Raw genomic sequence first — 20279 nt, forward strand, 5'->3', positions numbered from 1 at the left:
CGGATCAATCTCAAAGAGGCTAACGACTGGGAAATTAAAATGAAAACAAGGGCGATAAGAAAACAACTGGCGGCTCTGACCTGCGCCGCCGTCATGACGCTGGCGGGTTCCGCCAGCGCGGAAATGGTGGAGCGTTCGTTCTGCGTGTTTGATCCGATTGGGGCCAACGGTCCACTGTTCAATATCATGAAGACGGCGAAGCCATCTGCGCTGGGTTGGGGTGTGAACCTGGATTTGCGCGCTTACACCGACGAAAAGGTGGCGGCGGAAGATTTCAAAGCCGGGCAGTGTGACGCTGTGTTATTGACGGGCACTCGCGCCCGGGAGTTCAACCGGTTTACCGGCACATTGGAAGCGATGGGCGCGATCCCTGGCGATGAGGAAATGAAACTGCTGCTGCAGACGCTGAACCAACCCAAGGCGGCGGCGCTGCTGACGCAGGGTGAGTTTGAAGTGGCTGGCATTCTACCTGCCGGCGCCGTTTATCTGTTTATTCGAGATCGTAATCTGGATTCCGTAGAGGAGTTGCAAGGCAAAAAGGTCGCCACCCTGGATTACGACAACGCGGCTTTAACAATGGTGCGCCGTGTAGGCGCCTCGGTAGTGAGCGCTAACTCCAGCAACTTCGCCGGTAAATTCAATAACGGCAATGTGGATGTCGCTTACGCACCGGCGGTGGCCTACACCCCATTGGAGCTTTATAAGGGACTGGAGCCGGATGGCGGCGTGTTCAATTACAAACTGGCGCAGATGAACTTCCAGATTATTATTCGCCAGGACCGCTTCCCCGAAGGCTATGGCCAATTGTCGCGGGAGTACGCGGCGGGCCGATATGAGGAAGCCTACCAAATCATCCGCGATGCGGAAGCGGAGATTAAGGACGAGTACTGGATGCGCCCGGCAGCGCAAAAGCTGGAAGGCTATGACAAGTTGCTGCGTGAGGTGCGCATTGCTTTGCGGGACGAGGGCGCCTACGACAGTCGCGCTTTGACGCTGATGCGTAAAGTCCGTTGCAAGACCAACCCCACTGCCGCGGAATGCGTGGAAAACCTCGAATAATCCGTACCGGCTTGGGCGCAGAGTCCTGGAAGCTGGCGGAGTTCATCGAACATCATCTGGATTGCACTAAATCATGAATGGTTCCCTAGCCTATGAGTCCGGCGTAGCCATCGGCCGGACCAAGCGGGAGTGGTTTTCATCATTTCCGGTTTGTCTGCTTTTGGCGGCGGTGGTGGCGTTTGGCGCCGCCAGCGATATCCACAATAAAATTCTGCAAATGGGGCAGGCGATTTGGCCGGGATATTACGAGCTGCGCACCGAGCCGGTCGCGCCGGAGTGTAATCCTAACCCAAATATTGAGTCTGAGTTGCAGCGATTGATGGCGCAACAGCAAGCCCCCGCCGACGATCTGGGATTGTTCGAGCCGGACCCTGTCGATCCTGCGACATTGCGGGCGTCTTTACTCAACGCCAAGGCCGCGTGCGTCGAGAAGTTTCAGCGCTATGAAGCCACCAAGGATCGCATCACCCCAGGGCTGGGGGCGTTCCGCGCCGGGGAGCTGTTTGTGGCGGACGTCATCGCATTTGGCCTGACTTCTCAGCGCTTTATCCTGGTGATTCTGGTGTTGATCTGCGCGGCCACTGCGACCGCCGGTCGTCACCATATCGCCATGCGGCCGATGGCGACGGCGCTGGATCATCGTGTTTCCACCGCTTTGCAACTGATCGCCAATGCGATGTTGTTCGCGTCTTCCTGGTCCTTCCGTGAGTTGGGGGTGGCTCATGGCGGCGAATCGCCGCAACGGGACGCATTGCATCTGTTGTGGATGTCCGGGTTTGGCGCTCTGACTCTGATGAGCCTCTGGCAGTTGATCAAAACGCCGGATGACGCCAAGCCAGGGGGCCGCCTTGGCGGAGCGTTACTGAGCGTGCCGTTGTATACCACCATGTGTCTGATATCCGGAACCTACTTCATGCTGGAGGGACATGTCGCGGGAGTGGGTATCTATCTAGATAAGATGATGGATTTATCCGACATGTTCCTGAATGTCGGGCTATATGTCTGGATTGGCATGATGCTGAAGGAGACAAGGCTCGCCAGCCTGGTGTTCAACGTATTTCACCCTTGGAAGATGCCCCCGGAAATGCTCGCCTTTGTGGCGATTGCCGTTGCAGCTATACCCACAGCATATACCGGCGCCTCGGGCATATTCGTGATCGCAGCGGGCTCGGTTATCTATCTGGAACTACGTAAAGCCGGCGCGCGCCGCCAACTGGCCTTAGCGGCCACAGCTATTTCCGGCAGCCTTGGCGTAGTGCTGCGTCCTTGTCTGCTGGTGGTGATCATCGCCTACTTGAACCGGGAAGTGACTACGGATCAATTGTTCGGCTGGGGCGGCAAAGTATTCGTGCTGACGCTAATGCTGTTCGCCGCCTTCAGTATGACCATGAACCGCTGTAGCCCTATTGCGCTGGCTCCGGTGCGCGTCGCTGCGCCAGCCATGCTGGCCGCGTTAAAACCGCTTATCCCTTATGTGTTGGCGATCAGCGCCGTCGCTCTGGTTTATTCCTGGGGATTAGGCGTTGCTCTCAATGAGTTTACCGCCCCGCGCATATTGCCGGTGATGATGCTGGCTATCCTGATTTACGAGCGTTATCGAAAACCAGGCGTGGCGGAAACAAAAGAGTCTTCCGAACATGGAAAACAAGCTGGTTTTGAGAAGGCGTTGCGCTCGGCGACGAATGAAACGACGACTCATATCGGCGCGCTGTTATTCTTAATGGGGCTTTCCGTCAGTGTAGGAGGCGTGATAGAGCGCTCTGGCCTGATGGAAGTCTTCCCGCACAGCTTCGCCAGCGTCTGGATGGTCATGCTGATGTTGGTGGCGATACTGGTGGTGATAGGGATGGTGATGGACCCTTATGGCGCCGTCATTCTTGTCAGTGCGACCATCGCCAGGATTGCTTATGACAATGGCGTCGATCCCGTTCATTTCTGGATGGTGACCCTGGTGGCCTTTGAATTGGGCTATTTAAGCCCGCCAGTGGCGCTCAATCATTTATTAACGCGGCAAGTGGTTGGAGAAGAGGAAATCCGCTTGGCGCAAATGGAGGAGGGAAGCTTCTATCAACGTCATGAACGTATTCTCATGCCGCTGCTGGTGTTGGGTAGCGCTTTGATCATCGTGGCTTTTGGGCCATTAGCTTATCAAGCATGGAGCTAGCCAGTTTCTGATGCGTTGACGGTAAAATCTGGATATAAAAAAACCCGGCGAACCGGGTTATTTGACAGAGCCGTCGCTTAGTCCAAAGAAGGACCCGCAGCGCGGATGGCGTCGGAAACGTCGAACTTTTTGAAGTTCTCCACGAACTGCTGGATCAGATCCTGCGCCTTGGCGTCGTAAGCTTCTTTGTCCGCCCAGGTGTTGCGCGGGTTCAGCAGTACGCTGTCTACGCCTTCCAGTTCTTTGGGAACAGTCAGGTTCAGTTTTTCCAGATGCTCCGTTTCAACATCCGCCAGCTCACCGCTTTGGATGGCGCTGATGATGGCGCGAGTCACAGGAATGCTGAAGCGCTTGCCTACACCGTGGGAGCCGCCGGTCCAGCCGGTGTTAACCAGATAAACCTTGCTGCCGAATTCTTCCATACGCTTCATTAACAGTTCTGCGTAAACGCCTGCGGGGCGAGGGAAGAACGGTGCGCCGAAGCAGGTGGAGAAAGTGGATTTCAGCTTGGAGCTGGAGCCCATCTCGGTAGAGCCTACCAGGGCGGTATAGCCGCTCAGGAAGTGGTAAGCCGCTGCTTCTTTGCTCAGGATGGAAACGGGAGGCAATACGCCCGTCATATCGCAAGTCAGGAAGACGATCGCAGACGGTTCGCCTGCGCGGTTTTCCAGCACGCGCTTTTCCACGTGCTCAAGCGGGTAGGCGCAGCGAGTGTTTTCGGTCAGAGATACGTCAGTGTAGTCAGGGGTACGGTCTTGATCGTCAATGACGACGTTCTCGACGATGGCGCCAAAACGAATAGCGTTCCAGATAACAGGCTCATTTTTCTGGCTTAGATCGATACACTTCGCATAGCAGCCGCCTTCCACGTTGAAAACCGTGCCGCGCCCCCAGCCGTGCTCATCGTCGCCGATCAGAAAGCGGGACTCGTCAGCAGACAGCGTGGTTTTGCCAGTGCCGGACAAACCAAAGAACAGGCATGTCTGACCATCTTCGCCGACATTGGCGGAGCAGTGCATGGGCAGCACGTCTTTTTCCGGCAGCAGGAAGTTCTGTACGGAGAACATCGCCTTCTTCATTTCTCCTGCGTACCGCATGCCGGCCAGTAATACTTTGCGGCGCGCAAAGTTGATGATCACTGCGCCATCGCTGTTGGTTCCGTCGCGCTCAGGCTCGCACACGAAGTCTGGAATGTTCATCACTTGCCATTCCTGTTTGTCCGCCGGGTTGTAACGCTCGGGGCGGATGAACAGGTTACGGCCAAACAGGTTGTGCCAGGCAGTTTCGGTGGTGACTTTGATAGGTAGGTAGTGCTCGGGATCGGCGCCTACGTGCAGGTGGGAAACGAATCGGTCGCGGGTGGAGATGTAATCTTCGACGCGGTCCCAAAGTGCGTCGAATTTCTCTGCATCGAAGGGGCGGTTAATCGCGCCCCAGTCGATCGCATCCGCAGTGCTGGGCTCCTGTACGATGAAACGATCCATTGGGGAGCGTCCCGTTCGTTTTCCGGTGTTGACCACCAGGGAGCCGTTGGCGGCCATGCGGCCTTCTTTACGGCAAATAGACTGTTCAACCAACTCGGCTGAACTAAGATCTGTATATATATTGCTCACTTAACCTCGCCCTCATTATAACAATCATAGGCGCAGACGCCGCCGTTCTTTTAGGTTTTGTTATGCTCGGGACGCGCTGCGTTATCGCAAACAGGGGCGCTATTATGCCAAAAGCAGGTTGAAAAGACGACAGTTTCCGGGTGTGCGTAAGGCCTAGTCCTGCGGGCGTTTCCGGCCCGCCCCGTGGGGGCCGGCCGGGGTGCGCGAAACGGTTCGCGCGCGCGTCAGGTTCAGTGAAGGGTGGGGGAGTCGAATAACTGCTCTATGCGCTCGCGGCCAAAGCTATAGCGCTGCATGCAAAACTGGCAGTTCATTTCTATTTCACCGCTCTCATCCAGGATAGATAAGGCTTCTTCGCGGCCCAGGGATTTAACCACTTCCAGGGTTCTCTCTTCTGAGCAGGAGCACCAGAAACTGGCGGGTTCTTCCTGCAGGACTCTGACGGACTCCTCATGGAACAGGCGATGCAACACTTCTTCCGCAGGCAAACTGAATAACTCCTCCGCCGTTAGCGTGGCGGATAGCGCAACGATACGCTCCCAGTTTTCAGCGGAGTGCTCGCCGCCACGGGCTGCGGGAAGTTGTTGTAACAGCAGTCCACCCCAGCGCCCGTTGGACTCATATAGCCAGATTCTGGTCGCCAACTGCTCGGAGCGCTCAAAGTATTCTTCCAGACAGGCGGAAAGTGAATCCGAAGAGAGAGGCACAATGCCTTGATAGCGCTGACCATTTTGAGGCGTAATAGTTATCGCGAGAGCGGCGCGATTTCCCAGCAATTGCTTTAATGACGCGCTGTTTGGCGTACCTTCCCAGCGAGCGATGCCGCGAGCGGTGCGGCGATGGGTCGCTTCAGCCATCAATAGGCGTAACTCGCCTTCGCCGGTGGCCTGCAGGGTGGTGTCGCCCTTGATTTTGAGCGTCGCGCTCAGCAGCAGACCTGCGCTTAAGGCTTGACCCAGTAAAGACTGGATGGCCTGAGGGTAGTCATGGCGAGACAGCGCGTCCTGTACGGTTTTTTCCAAAACCAGCAGTTCGCCGCGGATGTCCAGTTCGTCAAAAATAAAGCGTTGCAGTAAATCGGCTTTCATGAGTGAGGAAATATCCTGCTCTAATCAATATTAATCGTGTTCAGCTTGTTCTTTGAAGCGGTGGATCATACGCCGTTGCTTCTTGGTCGGCCTGCGCGCCGGCGGCAATTGCGCCGCCTGAATCTGTTTCTGCTGCCAAGCCAGCTGTTCGCGTTTTTCGACGCTGGCTTCCGTTTCTTGATATAGCTTCTGCGCCACAGGGGCCGGGCCGCGTTTTTCGGAGATGTCCAATACCAGCACAGTCTTTTCCGACCAGCCCTGTTTGAGCGTGACCTCCGCCCCGGCTTCAACTACCCGTCCGGGCTTAACGCGGGCTCCATTATAGTGCACTCTACCGCCTTCAATGGCCTCTTTGGCGAGGGTGCGGGTTTTGTAGAAGCGCGCGGCCCATAACCATTTATCCAACCGCACTTTGTGTTCTGTCGCTGAAGCCTGCTCCTTCATTTATTACCTGTCTCTAAACTTTACTGTTGACGATTACGTTGGCAGGCAAAATCTGATCGAAGTGCAGAATGCCCTTAAATTCCGTCTCTTCATTTGCGGGGCGCTTACTGTCCGGGTGCAATACCGCCAGCAAGTGCGCGACGCCGTATTCTTTGGCTGAGCGCAGTACAGGTAAGCTGTCGTCTATCAATAGCGCTCTGTCCGGCTGGAATGGCTCAACCTCCTGTAAACGGCTCCAGAATGCGATGTCCTCTTTGGGAACGCCAAAGTCGTGGGAGCTGACAATGTTGTCAAAATAAGGCGTCAGGTCGACTTGGCGTAACTTGAGGTCAAGGCTTTTGCGATGAGCATTGGTCACCATCACTACCCGGTGACGGCTGTCCCGCATTGTCTTGAGGAACTCCTCAACAAAGGGGCGAAAGCCAATAAGATGTCGGACTTCTTCTTTTAGCGTGGGAATGTCGACGTCCAGCTCACGACTCCAGTAGTCGAGACAGTACCAGTTCAGCTGTCCCTGCAGTTGGCGGACTTTATCGAGCAGATCTTTGCTCACGACTTCCGGATGAATATCTTTAAGCTCCGCCAAGCGCTTTGGCAGGTGCTCCATCCAGAAAAAGTTGTCGAAATGTAAGTCCAGTAATGTGCCATCCATATCAAGCAATATGGTATCGATGGCGCTCCAATCCAGCATGCAATAACCTTCTTTACTTCATGAGTAACTCTGTTAGATTGTAACTCTTTCAAAGAGTACAGGACAGGCGCGCGCAAAGATGGCGTCGTCCCCCTTCCCATCAGGACAAGGTTACATGATAGATAAAAACACCATTGAGCGTATGCATGCCGAAATTCAAGGGATTATGAATGCGGCCGGAGCAGCGATTCTCGATGTATATGAAAAAGCGGAATCCATTGAAATCACCACCAAAGATGATGACTCCCCATTGACCCAGGCGGATCGCAGAGCCCATGCAATTATCGCTGAAGGCCTGCGTAAAATGCCGGAAGGGTTTCCTGTGCTGTCGGAGGAGTCCACCTTGCCGGACTACGAAGAGCGCCGTCAATGGACGACCTATTGGCTGGTCGACCCGCTTGACGGCACCAAGGAGTTTATCAACCGAAACGGTGAGTTCACGGTCAATATCGCGTTGATTCATGAAGGCTTTCCGGTTGCAGGTTGGGTGTATGTGCCTGTGAGAAGCCAGTTGTATTATGGCTGGAGTCTGGATGGCGAAGCCGCTGCGTTTTTGGCGGAAAATGGCGTATCTCATGCGATCACCGCCCGCAAGCTGAACCCGGAGGCGGAAGTTGTGGTGGTGGCCAGCCGCCGTCATGGAGGCGAAGCGCTGCAGCCTATGCTGGATAAAGCGGAAGCGCGCTTTGCGAAACTGGAGCGCAAGAGCATCGGCAGCTCTTTAAAAATCTGTCTGGTGGCGGAAGGCAAAGCGGATTGGTATCCCCGTCTGGCGCCGACCTCCGAGTGGGATACCGCTGCGGCTCATGCGGTGCTACTTGGCGCGGGGGGCGTTATGGTAGACGCAGAATACAAACCGTTGCGTTATAACTCTAAAGAAAGCATCTTGAATCCGCATTTTCACGCTATCGCAGACGATGGCGAAGTATGGAAAGAGCTGGTGCTCTAGTTGCGCAAGCCTTCTGCTTCAAAGGTGGGGCACTAAAACGAAAAAGCCGGCTTACGCCGGCTTTTTGTATTCTAAACGTGGTCTGTCGACTTAATTTTGAGCGCCTTCGTCGCCCAAAGTCACCACTTTCTCTTTACGGCCAACCTGGGTGCAACCCAGGCAACGTACGAAGGTGGTTTTGGCTGGGCCGATAACCAGAGTCTCCGCCGCTTCGCCAGCGTTTCCACCCAAGGCGGAAAAGGGCAGTGACGCGACATAAACGACAGAGCCGATGACGGTGATGCCGAACAGCACTGGACGGGCGAACAGAGCGTCACCGGTCATGGCCAACGCGGATGGCTTTTCCTCCACGGTTTCGCTGTATCCTGCAGTAGGCATGACAAAAGCTGCAGTGGCGACAACAATACTAATCCAACGAATAAGCGTCTGGCGCATGGGTGAACTCTCCCAATTAACAAATCCAATAGTCTATCTATTAAGACAAATATAACAGGCTTTTGAAAACTTTCTAAAAAAGAATCAGCTGTTTTGCAATAATATTTTGTGTATTTTCTAACTTTGCCGCGCCCCTGTCGACGCCTTTTGTTGAGTTTGTGACATTCTCCCATCAGGCGCCTGTAGCGATAGTCAGCTTATCTTACCGTTGGCAAGAGGGGCAGAATACGCTGGCCCGCTGGCCTAATTTGATTTCTTTGAGTTCCGTATTACACAGGATGCAGGGTTGTCCGCCGCGACCATAAGCCCGCAGCGTTTGCTGAAAATAACCGGGCTTGCCGTCTCCGCCTACAAAATCACGCAAAGTGGTGCCGCCCATGTTGATGGCGTCGCTTAGTACTTTTCTTACCGCTTCCGCCAGAGCCTGATAACGTTTTAGGCTAACCTCTCCCGCTGGTCGCGTGGGTCGAATGCCCGCCAGGAACAGAGCTTCATTCGCGTAAATATTGCCTACGCCGACCACGATGGCCTGGTCCATAAGAAATGTTTTTATCGGTGACTTGCGTTGTCGGGACAACTTATAAAGAAGCTCTCCACTGAACTGGTCGCTCAAGGGCTCAGGACCGAGATGTCTCAGCAGGGGGTGTTCCTGCGTTGGCGGATTTAGCAGCAACAGGCAGCCGAAACGTCGCGGATCGTTGTAACGCAGAGTTATATCGCCTTCGAGCAATATATCTACATGATCATGCTTCATGCGTGGGGTTTCCGGCGCCACGATGCGCAGATTGCCAGACATTCCCAAATGAAAAAGCAGCTCATTTTCACCCAGATTGATTAACAGATATTTGGCGCGTCGGGTGACGTCCTGCACCGTTTTGCCCTCGGCGGCGGCAGGCAAGTCGGCTGGCACCGGCCAGCGTAGCCGTGGTTCATAGACATTTACGTTAAGAATTTTACGGCCGGTGATGTGGGGCGCGACGCCTCTGCGGGTGGTTTCCACCTCTGGTAATTCTGGCACGGGGTAAACCTTTGTCTTCGAACTGGGTAAGAGGGTGAACGTTATCGGCTTGAGTATACCCCACGGAAAAGGTGGAGCTCTGAGCATTCGCCGCGTAAAAATCACAGTCTAACCATGAGGTTGCGAAAAACCTATAGAGAACTTCCCCGAGATAGCATGAGTTAGCCTTTGTAATCGCTGATTGCAGAGTGCGAACATTGTCCCGTTTCAGGCCGGCTTTTCAGCAATTTCTTACAAACTTTAATATGCGGGCGCGCAAAGTTTAGCGTACACTTGTACGCTCAAATTTCGGGATACAACAAGAGAGATTTCCACATGTGGTATGAAGGCCTGCTGGGGCTGACTGCTTGGCAAACCGTCCTGGCGACCCTGATTCTTACGCAAATCACCATTGTGAGCGTCACTGTTTACTTACACCGTCATTCGGCTCATAACTCAGTCGATCTGCATCCGGCGTTAGCACATTTTTTCCGTTTCTGGCTGTGGCTGACAACAGGCATGATTACGAAAGAGTGGACAGCTGTACACCGTAAACATCATGCGAAGTGTGAGACTGAAGAAGACCCGCACAGCCCGGTGAAAAAAGGGCTGAAGACCGTATTTTGGAGTGGCGCGGAACTCTATAAAGCCGGCGCTACAGAGGAAACCCTCAACCGTTACGGACAACGCACCCCGGAAGACTGGCTGGAGTGTAACCTATATGCTCCCTACAACTGGATTGGCATCACCGTCATGGCGGTGATTGATCTGCTGCTGTTCGGCGCCAAGGGGATTACCGTATGGGCGGTGCAGATGATGTGGATTCCTTTCTTTGCCGCTGGCGTTATTAACGGGATTGCGCACTTCTTTGGCTACCGCAATTTTGAATGCACCGACAACGCCAGAAATATTTCGCCCTGGGGCTTTTTCATTGGCGGCGAAGAGTTGCACAACAATCATCACACCTATCCGCACTCTCCCAAGCTTTCCGTTAAACCCTGGGAGTTTGATATTGGCTGGATGTGGATCAAGATCTTTGAATTTCTTCGTCTGGCCAAAGCTAAGCCTGTCGGCCCAATTGCGCATCAGGTGCCCGGAAAGGCGCTGCTGGATGTGGATACACTGATGGCCATCGCCAACAACCGCTTTCAAGTGATGGTGCAGTATCGTAAGAAAGTGCTGGCTCCGTTACTAAATGAGCGCAAGCTGCAACTGCCACCGGAAGAGCGCACATTACTGCAGAAAGTGCGTAAGCTGATGTATCGGGAGGAATCTCTGATTCATCCGCAAGAACATCACCGCTTGCAGGAAGTGCTGGCGAAGCATGAAACCCTGCAGATGATCTATCAAAAGAGCAAAGAGCTGCAGGCGATCTGGAAACGTCAGCCGGGTATGCAATATCAGGATAAAGTCGCGGCTTTGCGTGAATGGTGTCATCAGGCGGAGCAAAGCGGCGTGCGCCATTTGGAGGAGTTTGCCGCCTGGCTGAAATCCTTCTCTTTGGTCCCGGCGCCTGCCGTGGCGCGATAGCGGCTTCCTCTGCCTGGCATATCTCTGGAAAGACCGGCGGAAGCCGGTCTTTTTTCTCCTCTTTCCCCAATCTTTGACCATACTTTCCTCTGACTCAGGCGAGAATCAGTCCGCCGCACTTTGCGCTGTTCATCTATCAGGAGGAAACATGAAAAGCGAAAGCACAGTCGGAACTTTCTTATATATCTCTTTGCTCACCTTGCTCATCCTTGGCGGGTGTGATTCTGACAACAACTCATCAGATAGCGGTAGTAGCGGAAGCGTGTCCGCTAGGGTTGATTTCCCCACAGGCGTGACTGTGGCCAGTCCTGTGGACGCCTCCAGTGGTCTGGGGGCTCTAAAAGTCGGCGACAAATCGCAACGGAAGGAACTTCCCAGCGTTGCCTTTTCCGTCTCAGCGGTGGCGTCTTCAAGCGCCTACACGGAAACGTCTGCGACCATCTCTCGGGTTTTGAGCCGAGACTTGGCGTTGACTGCGAGCTTTGATCCGACGGCGTTCTTTACCCGCGGTGGTAATGCCTCCTGTTACGGACCGACATTAAAGTGGCAAAACCACCCTGACGCGGGGATGGGCGATCCCGGCTCGGGCGAACTGCCGAGTGGGGATCTGGGGATTTGGAACGCCAGCACGGAGGACGGGGAAGCTTGTGCGGCGGCCCAGTTGAACGCGCGAATGCGGGATGTTCAAGCGCGAGTAGGAATGGGGATGCTGACATTGGCCGGGATGGTGGCGGTTTACGAGTCTACTGGCGCGACCTGGCCGGACGATATCAGCCCGGGAGCGAGTGTCGACCTGACGGATGAGCTGAACGCGTTGAGTCTGAGCAGCATGACTTTTAACAGTGCGGGCATGAGCCTGGATGCCGGCGGCTCTGTCTGGTCTTACAGTTTGTCCGTGAGTTACGACGACGGATCTGGATCTCGCAATATCGTCTTGAGTCTACAACACGCGATTACTGATCGTGACGCGGGTCTGTTCGAAGGGTTATTTTCGTACATTGTAGAGGACGTTTTCGCTGGCGGTAATTGCGGCGTGGGGGATAACAACGTCTCCCACAATGGTTCCGTCCACTACAAGAAAACGGGTTCCACCAACGTCACTTTGCAATCAAGAAGCGCCACAGCCTGTGGCTGGGCCAGTACGACGCCAGCAGCGGATATCCGGGATAATCTGGTTTCCTCTACGGTATTGAGCGAGGCCTTTGCTGTTGATCCGGGTGGGGCGTGGGCGGACAACTTTAATGTATTTACTGCTGAGTTTAATACCGACAGTCTGCTGGGCCTCTATTCTTATTCGTGGCAGGCGGGTTCAGGCGATTCCCATGCGCGGATTTTAGATGTAGGTATAGAGACCGCGGCCGGAGGCGAAGCATACTTTGGTTTTGGCGACAGGGTTCAGGAGAGTCTGAGTGGCCAAATTAATGGATTTATCTGCAACTGGGCTGGCCCGGGAGGCGATCACAGCCCAACGGACTTTAATCAATACGCCCAGAGACAGTTTCTGACTTATGACTCGACCAGCGACAAATACATCGTCTCCAGCGATGGTTCGTCAGATATTACCTACGCCCCAACCAATATCTGCATGTATGCAGGCGGCGCCTTTTTATATGATCGGGATCTGGATAGCGACTTGAGTGATGAAAACGCCAGCACTGTCAACGTTGTGGACGGCGGCTCGCCATTGGATTTTGACTTAATGACGGTATCCGACTCGGAAGCCAATATCTGGGAGCACATCCTCGCTCGCGGTTACAGTCTTCCCGTATATCCTTGATAACCGCTTACTGAAGATGAAAGCCTGAGTGCGGCGTTCTCCGGTAGTGAGCGCCGCTAAAAAATCAGTCTGGCTGGCGAACCTGACATAACGCATATTGCACTTGCCCCGCTGTCTTATGGCGGGAAATAGTCCAGCCGGGAGGCAGCGGGAGGGGATTGAGCTCTACCTCCGCTTCTATATACACATAGGCGTTTGTTGCAAGCAGTTGTCTTTCCGCCAGGATTTGCAGGGCGGGAGCAAGAAACTCTTTTCTGAAAGGCGGATCAAGAAATACAACCTCCCAGGGCTTGTCCGGCGATGCCGCTCTTAACCAACTCAACGCGTCTGCGTTCGCCACACTGGCGTTATCCGCGCGTAGAAGCTGTATTTGGCTTTTCAAATGAGATGTGATCACTGGGCTTTGATCAATAAAGGTCACATCCGCTGCGCCGCGGGAAAGCGCCTCCAATCCCAGCGCGCCGCTGCCGCAGAATACATCCAGGCAACGAGGGCCGGGAAATATGGGCATTAGCCAGTTGAATAGCGTTTCCCGCACCCGGTCTGGGGTTGGGCGCACGCCGTCCAAAGCGGGAAACGTCAGTTTTCTACCCCGGTGGGAGCCGCCGATAATGCGCAATTGGCCCAACTCAGGGGCGGACTTGCCTTTATGTCTCATGCTATGTGTGTAGTCCGAATGAAATGTAAATTACCAGGCGCTTAGGGCGTCACGTCCTCAATTTCGCCGCCTATATTTGAGCGCGGTGGAGCAGGTAGGGCCGTTAGCCTTGCGTACGAACATCGCAGGTTAATAGAATAGGGCCCCATTTGCATCTTCGCCTAAGTTTTGGACATCTCTGATATGCATTCAATGATCAACTATGTGTTTATGGCCCTGATGGGGCTGTCGGTATTGTTATTGATCGCCGACATTCTGTCCCGTAGAAATAGCCTCCCGCGTCCGCGCTCATTCGAACTGAGCCCGCCTGAAACGCAGAAGCAAGCTGAAACGAAGGGCGTCACGCCGGCAAAGACGCCGCCTGAGCCTGCAAAAGAGGTCGCTGTGCAAGAGCCTTCCGGCGGATGGTTGACGAGGGTGCGCACAGGCTTGAGCAAAACCCGTGGCCAGTTTAGCCAGAACCTTATGGCGCTGTTCGCCGGCACCAAGGCGATAGATGAAGAGCTGCTGGAAGAAATCGAAACCTTGTTATTATCCGCCGACGTGGGCATTGAGGCCACGACGCAGATTACTCAGGCCATTACTGAAAAGCTTGATCGTAATCAGTTAAAAGACTCATCTGCCCTCTATGAAGCTCTGAAAGAAGAGCTTCGCGGCCTGTTAGAGCCATGCTCCAGCCCTCTGCAAGTCGAAAACAAGACCCCTTATGTGATTCTGGTGGTGGGTGTGAACGGCGTCGGTAAGACCACCACGATTGGCAAGCTGGCCAATAAATTCCAGCAGGAAGGCCGCTCTGTCGTCCTGGCCGCGGGGGATACCTTCCGCGCCGCTGCTGTGGAGCAGCTACAAGTTTGGGGTGAGCGCAACAATGTGCCTGTTATCGCGCAACATACCGGCGCGGACAGCGCCTCCGTCATTTTTGACGCGGTGCAGGCGGCTAAGTCGCGTGGAGTGGACATTGTTATCGCTGATACCGCTGGACGTCTGCAGAACAAAGAGAATCTGATGTCCGAGCTGGAGAAAGTGGTTCGCGTCATCAAGAAGCATGACCCGGACGCGCCTCATGAGGTGTTGTTGGTGCTGGACGCAGGTACAGGACAGAATGCGTTGAGCCAGGCTCAGTTGTTCCGTCAGGCGGTTGGCGTCACAGGTATCGCCATCACCAAATTGGATGGCACGGCGAAAGGCGGCATCCTGTTCGCCATCGCCAAGCAGCATGGATTGCCGATCCGTTATATCGGCGTAGGGGAAGGTATTGACGATCTGCGCCCATTCAACGCTAGCGAATTTGTGGATGCGCTGTTTGACGCATAAAACCGAGGCTTAAGAGCAAGGCGATGAGGCAAAGAGGAAATTTATGATCGGCGACAGCATGATCCACTTTGATCGGGTCTCAAAACGCTACAGCGGCGGGTTTGAAGCCCTGTCTGAGGTCAGCTTTTCATTGCGACGCGGTGAGATGGCGTTTCTGACCGGGCACTCTGGCGCGGGCAAAAGCACGCTTTTGAAATTGATCATGCTTATGGAGCGTCCCAATCAGGGGCGCATTTATATCGGCGGTCAGAATCTGGAGAAGTTTCCCCGCCGGCAAATTCCCTATTTCCGTCGCCATGTGGGGGTCGTGTTCCAGAATCACCATTTGCTGTTTGATCGTACCGTATTTCAAAACGTCGCCTTGCCATTGGAAATCGCAGGCGTTTCCCCGCGGGAGATCGGAAGAAGGGTGCGTGCGTCTCTGGATAAGGTTGGGTTGTTGAAGAAAGAAAACTCATTGCCCATCACTCTATCTGGAGGGGAGCAGCAGCGGGTGGGCATCGCCCGAGCGGTGGTGAATAAACCGCCATTGCTGCTTGCCGATGAGCCGACAGGAAACCTGGACCCTGAGTTGTCCGCCGAGATCATGCGATTGTTCCAGCAGTTTAACCAGGTCGGTGTGACCGTGCTGATCGCCAGCCACGATCTGGCGCTGATCTCTCATATGAAGCATCGCGTAATGCGACTGGATCATGGCCAACTGGTGGCCGGTCGCGGCTGATTAAAATCTCCCGAGCGAAGAGAATAAAAGAATATGAAAGAAAACATACCGCGCGGAGCCAGCCCTTCAAGATCGGGTCGTAAACAGCCGCCGCCTCCGCCAGCGGAAGCGCCGCCACGTCAGGGCGCCTCCGCCGGATTAGAGCAAAGCGGACTGGAAGCCTACTTTTCCCACCACCGTCTGATCGCCCGCGACAGCTTAATGCGTCTGATACGAAGTCCTTTGTCCAGTCTGATGACATGGCTGGTGATCGCTGTGGCCCTGGCTTTACCGTGTGGCTTGTTTGTCATGCTCGGCAATCTGGGCGGACTGACGGAAGGACTGGAGGGCGCCTCGCGGGTATCGCTCTATATGAAGCTGGATGTGGACGACCAGGCTGCGTATCAATTGGCGCAGAAGCTTAAAGAGCGTCCTGAGGTGCAGTCAATGCAGTTCATCAACCGCACTCAGGCGTTGGAGGAGTTCAAGTCTCTGTCTGGTTGGGGAGATGTACTGGCTTATCTGGACGATAACCCCTTGCCGGCGGTGATCGTATTGCAGCCCGCGCCGGAATACGGGCAGGCGGAAAAGGTGCAGGCTTTCACGGAAACGTTGTCCAAGCTTCCTGAAGTGGACAATGTGCAATTGGATCTGCAGTGGGTGAAGCGCTTGAATGCCCTGTTTGAAGTGCTGGGGCGCAGCACCCTGGCCATAGGCGCCTTATTGGGGCTGGCCGTCATTCTGATCATCGGCAACACCATCCGGTTAGCGATTGAGAACCGTAAAGACGAAATTCTGGTGGTCAAGCTGGTAGGGGGTACCGATCCCTTTGTGCGCAGACCGTTCTTGTATACCGGTTTTTGGTATGGCGTAGGCGGCGCTTTATTAGCCTGGCTATTGGTGAACATGGCGCTGCTCTGGCTGAGCGGACCGGTGAACCAGCTGGCGGCGTTGTATTACAGCAGCTTTAACTTGTCCGGCTTGTCTATTGAAGCCTCTTCCTTGCTGCTGTTGACGGGCTCTTTCCTGGGCTGCGGCGGCGCCTGGCTCGCCGTAAGACGGCATTTGGATGATATTGAGCCTAAATGACCAATTTTTAATATCGTCCAGCTATTGAAATAATGACAGCCGGCCTTAATTACAGTTAAGTCCTGTAATCCAGTGCGGGCGGCGGGCTTGATAGGAATAGGCTCGCAGAGGCTTTCAGACGAGGACGATAAAGTCGATTGTGGCGTTACATTTCGTTACAATGGGGAACTTTAGACTGCGTTGGCAGTCCAATCGTCAAGTGCTATATTTTCACGTCGAGTAAGATAATTGGAGATTTTGAATGGGTACCAGTTTACGGCCTGTAGAAATGCTTGCTCCAGTAGGGAATCTGGAGGGATACGTTCACGCGGTAAACAGCATTCCTGTTCTCAGCGCTGAAGAAGAGCGCGAATTGGCGGAACGTTTCCACCAGAACGAAGACTTATACGCAGCCAGACAGTTAGTCATGGCTCACCTTCGCTTTGTGGTGCATATCGCCAAGAGTTATTCCGGATACGGTCTGTCTCAGGCTGACTTGGTCCAGGAAGGGAATATTGGATTGATGAAAGCGGTTAAACGCTTCAACCCTGAGTTCGGCGTTCGTCTGGTTTCCTTCGCGGTGCACTGGATTAAAGCGGAAATTCACGAATTCATTTTGCGTAACTGGCGTATCGTCAAAGTGGCGACCACCAAAGCGCAACGCAAACTGTTCTTTAACCTGCGCTCCGCCAAGAAGCGTCTGGCTTGGTTGACCAATGACGAAGCCAAAGCCGTTGCGGAGGACTTGGGCGTCGATACCCATGTTGTGCGGGAAATGGAAAGCCGATTGGCTGGCCAGGATACGTCTTTTGACGCAGGCGCGGATGAAGACGACGAAACGGCGTTCAGGGCTCCGGCGAACTATTTGGAAGATCGCCGCTATGATCCGGCGATGATGCTGGAAAATGAAAACTGGGAGGAAGACTCCAACAGTCGTCTCCACGACGCGCTGACTCAGTTGGATGAACGCAGCAAAGACATCATTCAAAAGCGTTGGCTGGCTGAAAGCAAAGCCACCTTGCATGAGCTTGCCGATGAGTACGGCGTTTCCGCTGAGCGTATACGCCAGCTGGAAAAGAATGCAATGAAGAAGGTCAAGCTGATGCTTGAAGCATAAGCGACGCCAGATATTGAAAAAACCGCCGTATGGCGGTTTTTTTTTGCGGTGACTCTGCTGCCCACCTTTAGAGGAAACAATACCATGCATATCGCTTTTCTTGGCGTCGGCTTGATGGGCGCGCCCATGGTGGAGAATCTGTTAGGCGCTGGTTATTCCTTGACGCTATGGAACCGCACTCGCGCAAAGGCCGAAGCGTTTGCTGAGCGAGCCCATATCGCTGACGAGCCTGCGCAGGCGGTTGCAAAGGCGGATGTCGTTATTTTGATGCTGGAAAACGGTTCGGTGGTTGACGACATTCTGATGCGGCAGGGCGTTGCAGATGCTGTTCCGCCCGGGGCTTTAGTCATCGATATGGGCTCTATCCCGCCATCATTAGCGCGTAAACACGCTGGTTATCTGCAAGCAAGAGAGGTGGCTCACCTGGATGCGCCCGTCTCAGGCGGGACGGTGGGGGCGGCGCAGGCGACGTTATCGATAATGGTGGGGGGCGAGCGGAGTCAGTATGACAAAGCCCAGCCTATCTTCGGCGCATTGGGTAAAACCACCTACATCGGTCCTCATGGAGCTGGGCAACTGGCGAAGCTCGCTAATCAGGCGATTGTGGGAATCACCATCGGCGCTGTGGGCGAAGCCTTAATGTTGGCGGCCAAAGGCGGCGCTGATCCGGTGGCGGTGCGAGAGGCGTTGTTGGGCGGGTTCGCATCAAGCCGTATTCTGGATTTACACGGCCGCCGCATGCTGGAGCGCGATTTCCAGCCAGGAGCGACAGCCAGAGTACAGCACAAAGATTTGACCATGATCCTTGATGAGGCCAAAGCGGAGGGGTTAACTCTGCCCCTCACCGAACAGGTTTTCGAGGAATATCAGGCTTTGTTGGAAGCCGGGCATGAGAATGTGGACCACAGTGGCCTATTGCTGCACATTGAGGCGCTTAATCAGATTCGTCTTGATGGAGAGCATAAGGATGCCTAAGTTCGCAGCCAACCTTTCCATGCTGTTTACGGACGTTCCCATGGAGGCGCGTTTTGCGGCGGCCGCTGAAGCTGGATTCACCGGAGTGGAAATGCAGTTTCCTTATGCCTGGGATAAAGCTTTATTGTCCGCCAGCCGAGAGAGCGCCGGCGTCAGTGTAGTACTGCATAACCTACCTGCTGGGGATTGGGATGCCGGTGAGCGCGGAATTGCATGCATTCCGGGCCGGGAGAAAGAGTTTAGGGAAGGGGTGGAATTGGCGATCGCATACGCCAAGGCTCTCGGCGCGCCCAGATTGAACTGCCTGGCGGGGATAAAGCCTGCTTCAGTAAGCGATGAGCAGGCATGGCTCACGCTGACCGAGAATTTGCGCTATGCGGCGAAAAAGCTGAATGACGAGGGCATTGTGCTGACGTTGGAAGCGATCAATAGCCTGGATGTCCCTGGTTTTCTGGTCGACAGCACAGAAAAGGTGCTGCGTGCGATTCAGGTATTAGGTGTGAATAATATTAAATATCAATATGATATCTATCATATGCAAGTGATGGAGGGGGATTTAGTGCGGACGATCAAGCGTCATCTCGCCAATATCGGACATATTCAGTTCGCCGATAATCCAGGGCGTCATCAACCTGGAACTGGCGAAATCAACTTTGCATATATTTTTTCCCAGCTTGATGAAATGGGTTATCAAGGATGGGTGAGCGCAGAGTATATTCCCCTCGGAAATACGCGGGATACGCTGGGGTGGTTGCAATAAGCGGCCTCGCCCCCAAATTACTAAATCTTAACTGGGCGTTTATTTACCCTGTACCTAGACTACGCAATGGGTAAATAATGAACTACCAGCTTAGTAAATTAACATCAGACGACGACTGGAGACTTGGAATTTAATGGGCTGGTGGGGAAAAGTTATCGGCGGCGCATTTGGATATGCATTAGGTGGTCCCTTGGGGGGATTGCTCGGCGCTGCAATCGGACATAGTTTTGACGTCGGCGTGCAGCGGATCGAATTAGAAGCGCCGAACTGGGGCGCAGGCGATCAGGAGCGGGTGCAAACGGCCTTTTTCACCGCCGTGTTCAGCGTTATGGGACATGTCGCAAAAGCTGATGGCCGCGTCAGTGAGGTGGAAATTCAGGCTGCGCGCCACATCATGGCGGGTATGCAACTGAATCCGGAACAGGAAAAGTTGGCGATTGAATTATTCAATCGCGGTAAACAGCCGGAATTCGACCTGCAAGCGGTATTGCTCCAGTTCCGGGATGAGTGCCATCGTCGGGCCAACTTACTGCAGATGTTCCTGGAAATATTGCTGGCGACTGCGCTGGCGGATCAGGATCTGCACGCCAATGAACAACGTATACTGCGTGAAGTGGCTGAAACTCTGGGATTCAGCCGTCATCAATTTGAAGGCTTGCTGGCGATGGCTATCGCCAGACAGCGATACGCCCAGGAAGGTTTCCACGCCGGCGCGAAAGAAAAGACGCCGAGTCTATCGGACGCTTACGCCGCGCTGGGAGTGAATGAAAACTCTACTGATGAAGAAATTAAGAAAGCCTACCGGCGTCTGATGAGTCAGCACCATCCGGATAAGCTGGTGTCGAAGGGCCTGCCGGAGGAAATGGTTAAGATAGCGACGGAGAAAACTCAGGAGATCCGCACCGCCTATGAGCAAATCAAGCGGGCGCGGGGCGGATGA

The 20279-nt window shown here is 54.2% G+C and carries 19 protein-coding genes; 12 read left to right on the forward strand and 7 right to left on the reverse strand.

Features of this window, described 5'->3' with window-relative positions:
* The first annotated feature begins 39 nt into the window (after positions 1–39).
* Positions 40–1059 carry a putative solute-binding protein gene (locus tag ONV78_RS13545; protein ID WP_279503784.1) on the forward strand — a complete coding sequence of 340 codons (1020 nt, stop codon included), beginning with the start codon at positions 40–42 and terminating at the stop codon, positions 1057–1059.
* A gap of 73 nt (positions 1060–1132) precedes the next feature.
* Positions 1133–3223 (forward strand): TRAP transporter large permease subunit, encoded by a 2091-nt coding sequence (locus tag ONV78_RS13550; RefSeq protein WP_279503786.1) that lies wholly within the window; start codon positions 1133–1135, stop codon positions 3221–3223.
* Positions 3224–3300: 77 nt separating this feature from the next.
* Here the strand turns inward: ONV78_RS13550 and ONV78_RS13555 are convergent, their stop codons facing one another.
* The 4 genes from ONV78_RS13555 to yrfG all read right to left on the reverse strand — a co-directional run bounded on the left by ONV78_RS13555 (position 3301) and on the right by yrfG (position 7059).
* On the reverse strand, positions 3301–4836 hold the full coding sequence (locus ONV78_RS13555) for a phosphoenolpyruvate carboxykinase (RefSeq protein WP_279503788.1): 1536 nt from the start codon (positions 4834–4836) through the stop codon (positions 3301–3303).
* A 230-nt stretch (positions 4837–5066) separates the two neighbouring features.
* Positions 5067–5924, reverse strand: coding sequence for an Hsp33 family molecular chaperone HslO (gene hslO / locus ONV78_RS13560; RefSeq protein WP_279503789.1), 858 nt, complete (start codon positions 5922–5924; stop codon positions 5067–5069).
* A gap of 30 nt (positions 5925–5954) precedes the next feature.
* Positions 5955–6368 carry a ribosome-associated heat shock protein Hsp15 gene (gene hslR, locus ONV78_RS13565; protein ID WP_127968192.1) on the reverse strand — a complete coding sequence of 138 codons (414 nt, stop codon included), beginning with the start codon at positions 6366–6368 and terminating at the stop codon, positions 5955–5957.
* A 13-nt stretch (positions 6369–6381) separates the two neighbouring features.
* Positions 6382–7059, reverse strand: coding sequence for a GMP/IMP nucleotidase (yrfG, locus tag ONV78_RS13570; protein WP_279503791.1), 678 nt, complete (start codon positions 7057–7059; stop codon positions 6382–6384).
* 115 nt (positions 7060–7174) lie between these two features.
* Between yrfG and cysQ the strand changes: the two genes are divergently transcribed.
* On the forward strand, positions 7175–8008 hold the full coding sequence (cysQ, locus tag ONV78_RS13575; protein ID WP_279503792.1) for a 3'(2'),5'-bisphosphate nucleotidase CysQ: 834 nt from the start codon (positions 7175–7177) through the stop codon (positions 8006–8008).
* A 90-nt stretch (positions 8009–8098) separates the two neighbouring features.
* On the opposite strand, the gene ONV78_RS13580 is transcribed toward cysQ, so the two are convergent.
* Together ONV78_RS13580 and mutM are read right to left on the reverse strand one after the other, a co-directional pair.
* On the reverse strand, positions 8099–8443 hold the full coding sequence (locus ONV78_RS13580) for a hypothetical protein (RefSeq protein ID WP_279503793.1): 345 nt from the start codon (positions 8441–8443) through the stop codon (positions 8099–8101).
* 202 nt (positions 8444–8645) lie between these two features.
* A complete protein-coding gene (gene mutM / locus ONV78_RS13585) occupies positions 8646–9461 on the reverse strand; it encodes a bifunctional DNA-formamidopyrimidine glycosylase/DNA-(apurinic or apyrimidinic site) lyase (RefSeq protein ID WP_279503795.1) in 816 nt (271 codons plus the stop codon).
* A 315-nt stretch (positions 9462–9776) separates the two neighbouring features.
* On the opposite strand from mutM, the gene ONV78_RS13590 reads away from it, so the two are divergent.
* Positions 9777–10970, forward strand: coding sequence for a fatty acid desaturase (locus tag ONV78_RS13590; RefSeq protein ID WP_279503797.1), 1194 nt, complete (start codon positions 9777–9779; stop codon positions 10968–10970).
* 148 nt (positions 10971–11118) lie between these two features.
* The gene (locus ONV78_RS13595) at positions 11119–12747 is read left to right on the forward strand and encodes a hypothetical protein (protein WP_279503800.1); all 1629 of its coding nucleotides are present in this window, start codon (positions 11119–11121) and stop codon (positions 12745–12747) included.
* Positions 12748–12811: 64 nt separating this feature from the next.
* Here ONV78_RS13595 and rsmD read toward each other — a convergent pair whose 3' ends face one another.
* Complete coding sequence (gene rsmD, locus ONV78_RS13600) at positions 12812–13405, reverse strand: 16S rRNA (guanine(966)-N(2))-methyltransferase RsmD (protein WP_279503801.1); 594 nt, start codon at positions 13403–13405, stop codon at positions 12812–12814.
* Between the two features lie 183 nt (positions 13406–13588).
* On the opposite strand from rsmD, the gene ftsY reads away from it, so the two are divergent.
* The 7 genes from ftsY to djlA all read left to right on the forward strand — a co-directional run bounded on the left by ftsY (position 13589) and on the right by djlA (position 20279).
* Positions 13589–14719 (forward strand): signal recognition particle-docking protein FtsY, encoded by a 1131-nt coding sequence (gene ftsY, locus ONV78_RS13605; protein ID WP_279503803.1) that lies wholly within the window; start codon positions 13589–13591, stop codon positions 14717–14719.
* Between the two features lie 58 nt (positions 14720–14777).
* Positions 14778–15440, forward strand: a complete 663-nt coding sequence (gene ftsE, locus ONV78_RS13610; protein ID WP_279504393.1) for a cell division ATP-binding protein FtsE — start codon at positions 14778–14780, stop codon at positions 15438–15440.
* 33 nt (positions 15441–15473) lie between these two features.
* The gene (gene ftsX, locus ONV78_RS13615) at positions 15474–16508 is read left to right on the forward strand and encodes a permease-like cell division protein FtsX (protein ID WP_216738860.1); all 1035 of its coding nucleotides are present in this window, start codon (positions 15474–15476) and stop codon (positions 16506–16508) included.
* A 241-nt stretch (positions 16509–16749) separates the two neighbouring features.
* Entirely contained in the window at positions 16750–17604 is an 855-nt protein-coding gene (rpoH, locus tag ONV78_RS13620) for an RNA polymerase sigma factor RpoH (protein ID WP_216738859.1), read from the forward strand.
* 84 nt (positions 17605–17688) lie between these two features.
* Positions 17689–18579 (forward strand): NAD(P)-dependent oxidoreductase, encoded by an 891-nt coding sequence (locus ONV78_RS13625; protein WP_279503805.1) that lies wholly within the window; start codon positions 17689–17691, stop codon positions 18577–18579.
* Positions 18572–19339 (forward strand): hydroxypyruvate isomerase, encoded by a 768-nt coding sequence (gene hyi, locus ONV78_RS13630; protein WP_279503807.1) that lies wholly within the window; start codon positions 18572–18574, stop codon positions 19337–19339. Before ONV78_RS13625 ends, hyi begins: the two co-directional genes overlap by 8 nt.
* A gap of 133 nt (positions 19340–19472) precedes the next feature.
* On the forward strand, positions 19473–20279 hold the full coding sequence (gene djlA / locus ONV78_RS13635; RefSeq protein WP_279503808.1) for a co-chaperone DjlA: 807 nt from the start codon (positions 19473–19475) through the stop codon (positions 20277–20279).

Source organism: Hahella sp. CR1 (genome assembly GCF_029813005.1).
GTDB lineage: Bacteria > Pseudomonadota > Gammaproteobacteria > Pseudomonadales > Oleiphilaceae > Hahella.

Bases quoted from the DNA above. Each gene is read 5' to 3' on its own strand.
- ftsX (WP_216738860.1), top strand. From the start codon at position 15,474: ATGAAAGAAAACATACCGCGCGGAGCCAGCCCTTCAAGATCGGGTCGT.
- ONV78_RS13545 (WP_279503784.1), top strand. From the start codon at position 40: ATGAAAACAAGGGCGATAAGAAAACAACTGGCGGCTCTGACCTGCGCC.
- ONV78_RS13625 (WP_279503805.1), top strand. From the start codon at position 17,689: ATGCATATCGCTTTTCTTGGCGTCGGCTTGATGGGCGCGCCCATGGTG.
- ONV78_RS13550 (WP_279503786.1), top strand. From the start codon at position 1,133: ATGAATGGTTCCCTAGCCTATGAGTCCGGCGTAGCCATCGGCCGGACC.
- ONV78_RS13595 (WP_279503800.1), top strand. From the start codon at position 11,119: ATGAAAAGCGAAAGCACAGTCGGAACTTTCTTATATATCTCTTTGCTC.
- ftsY (WP_279503803.1), top strand. From the start codon at position 13,589: ATGCATTCAATGATCAACTATGTGTTTATGGCCCTGATGGGGCTGTCG.
- rsmD (WP_279503801.1), bottom strand. From the start codon at position 13,405: ATGAGACATAAAGGCAAGTCCGCCCCTGAGTTGGGCCAATTGCGCATT.
- hyi (WP_279503807.1), top strand. From the start codon at position 18,572: ATGCCTAAGTTCGCAGCCAACCTTTCCATGCTGTTTACGGACGTTCCC.
- hslO (WP_279503789.1), bottom strand. From the start codon at position 5,924: ATGAAAGCCGATTTACTGCAACGCTTTATTTTTGACGAACTGGACATC.
- ONV78_RS13580 (WP_279503793.1), bottom strand. From the start codon at position 8,443: ATGCGCCAGACGCTTATTCGTTGGATTAGTATTGTTGTCGCCACTGCA.
- djlA (WP_279503808.1), top strand. From the start codon at position 19,473: ATGGGCTGGTGGGGAAAAGTTATCGGCGGCGCATTTGGATATGCATTA.
- rpoH (WP_216738859.1), top strand. From the start codon at position 16,750: ATGGGTACCAGTTTACGGCCTGTAGAAATGCTTGCTCCAGTAGGGAAT.
- cysQ (WP_279503792.1), top strand. From the start codon at position 7,175: ATGATAGATAAAAACACCATTGAGCGTATGCATGCCGAAATTCAAGGG.
- hslR (WP_127968192.1), bottom strand. From the start codon at position 6,368: ATGAAGGAGCAGGCTTCAGCGACAGAACACAAAGTGCGGTTGGATAAA.
- ONV78_RS13590 (WP_279503797.1), top strand. From the start codon at position 9,777: ATGTGGTATGAAGGCCTGCTGGGGCTGACTGCTTGGCAAACCGTCCTG.
- ftsE (WP_279504393.1), top strand. From the start codon at position 14,778: ATGATCCACTTTGATCGGGTCTCAAAACGCTACAGCGGCGGGTTTGAA.
- yrfG (WP_279503791.1), bottom strand. From the start codon at position 7,059: ATGCTGGATTGGAGCGCCATCGATACCATATTGCTTGATATGGATGGC.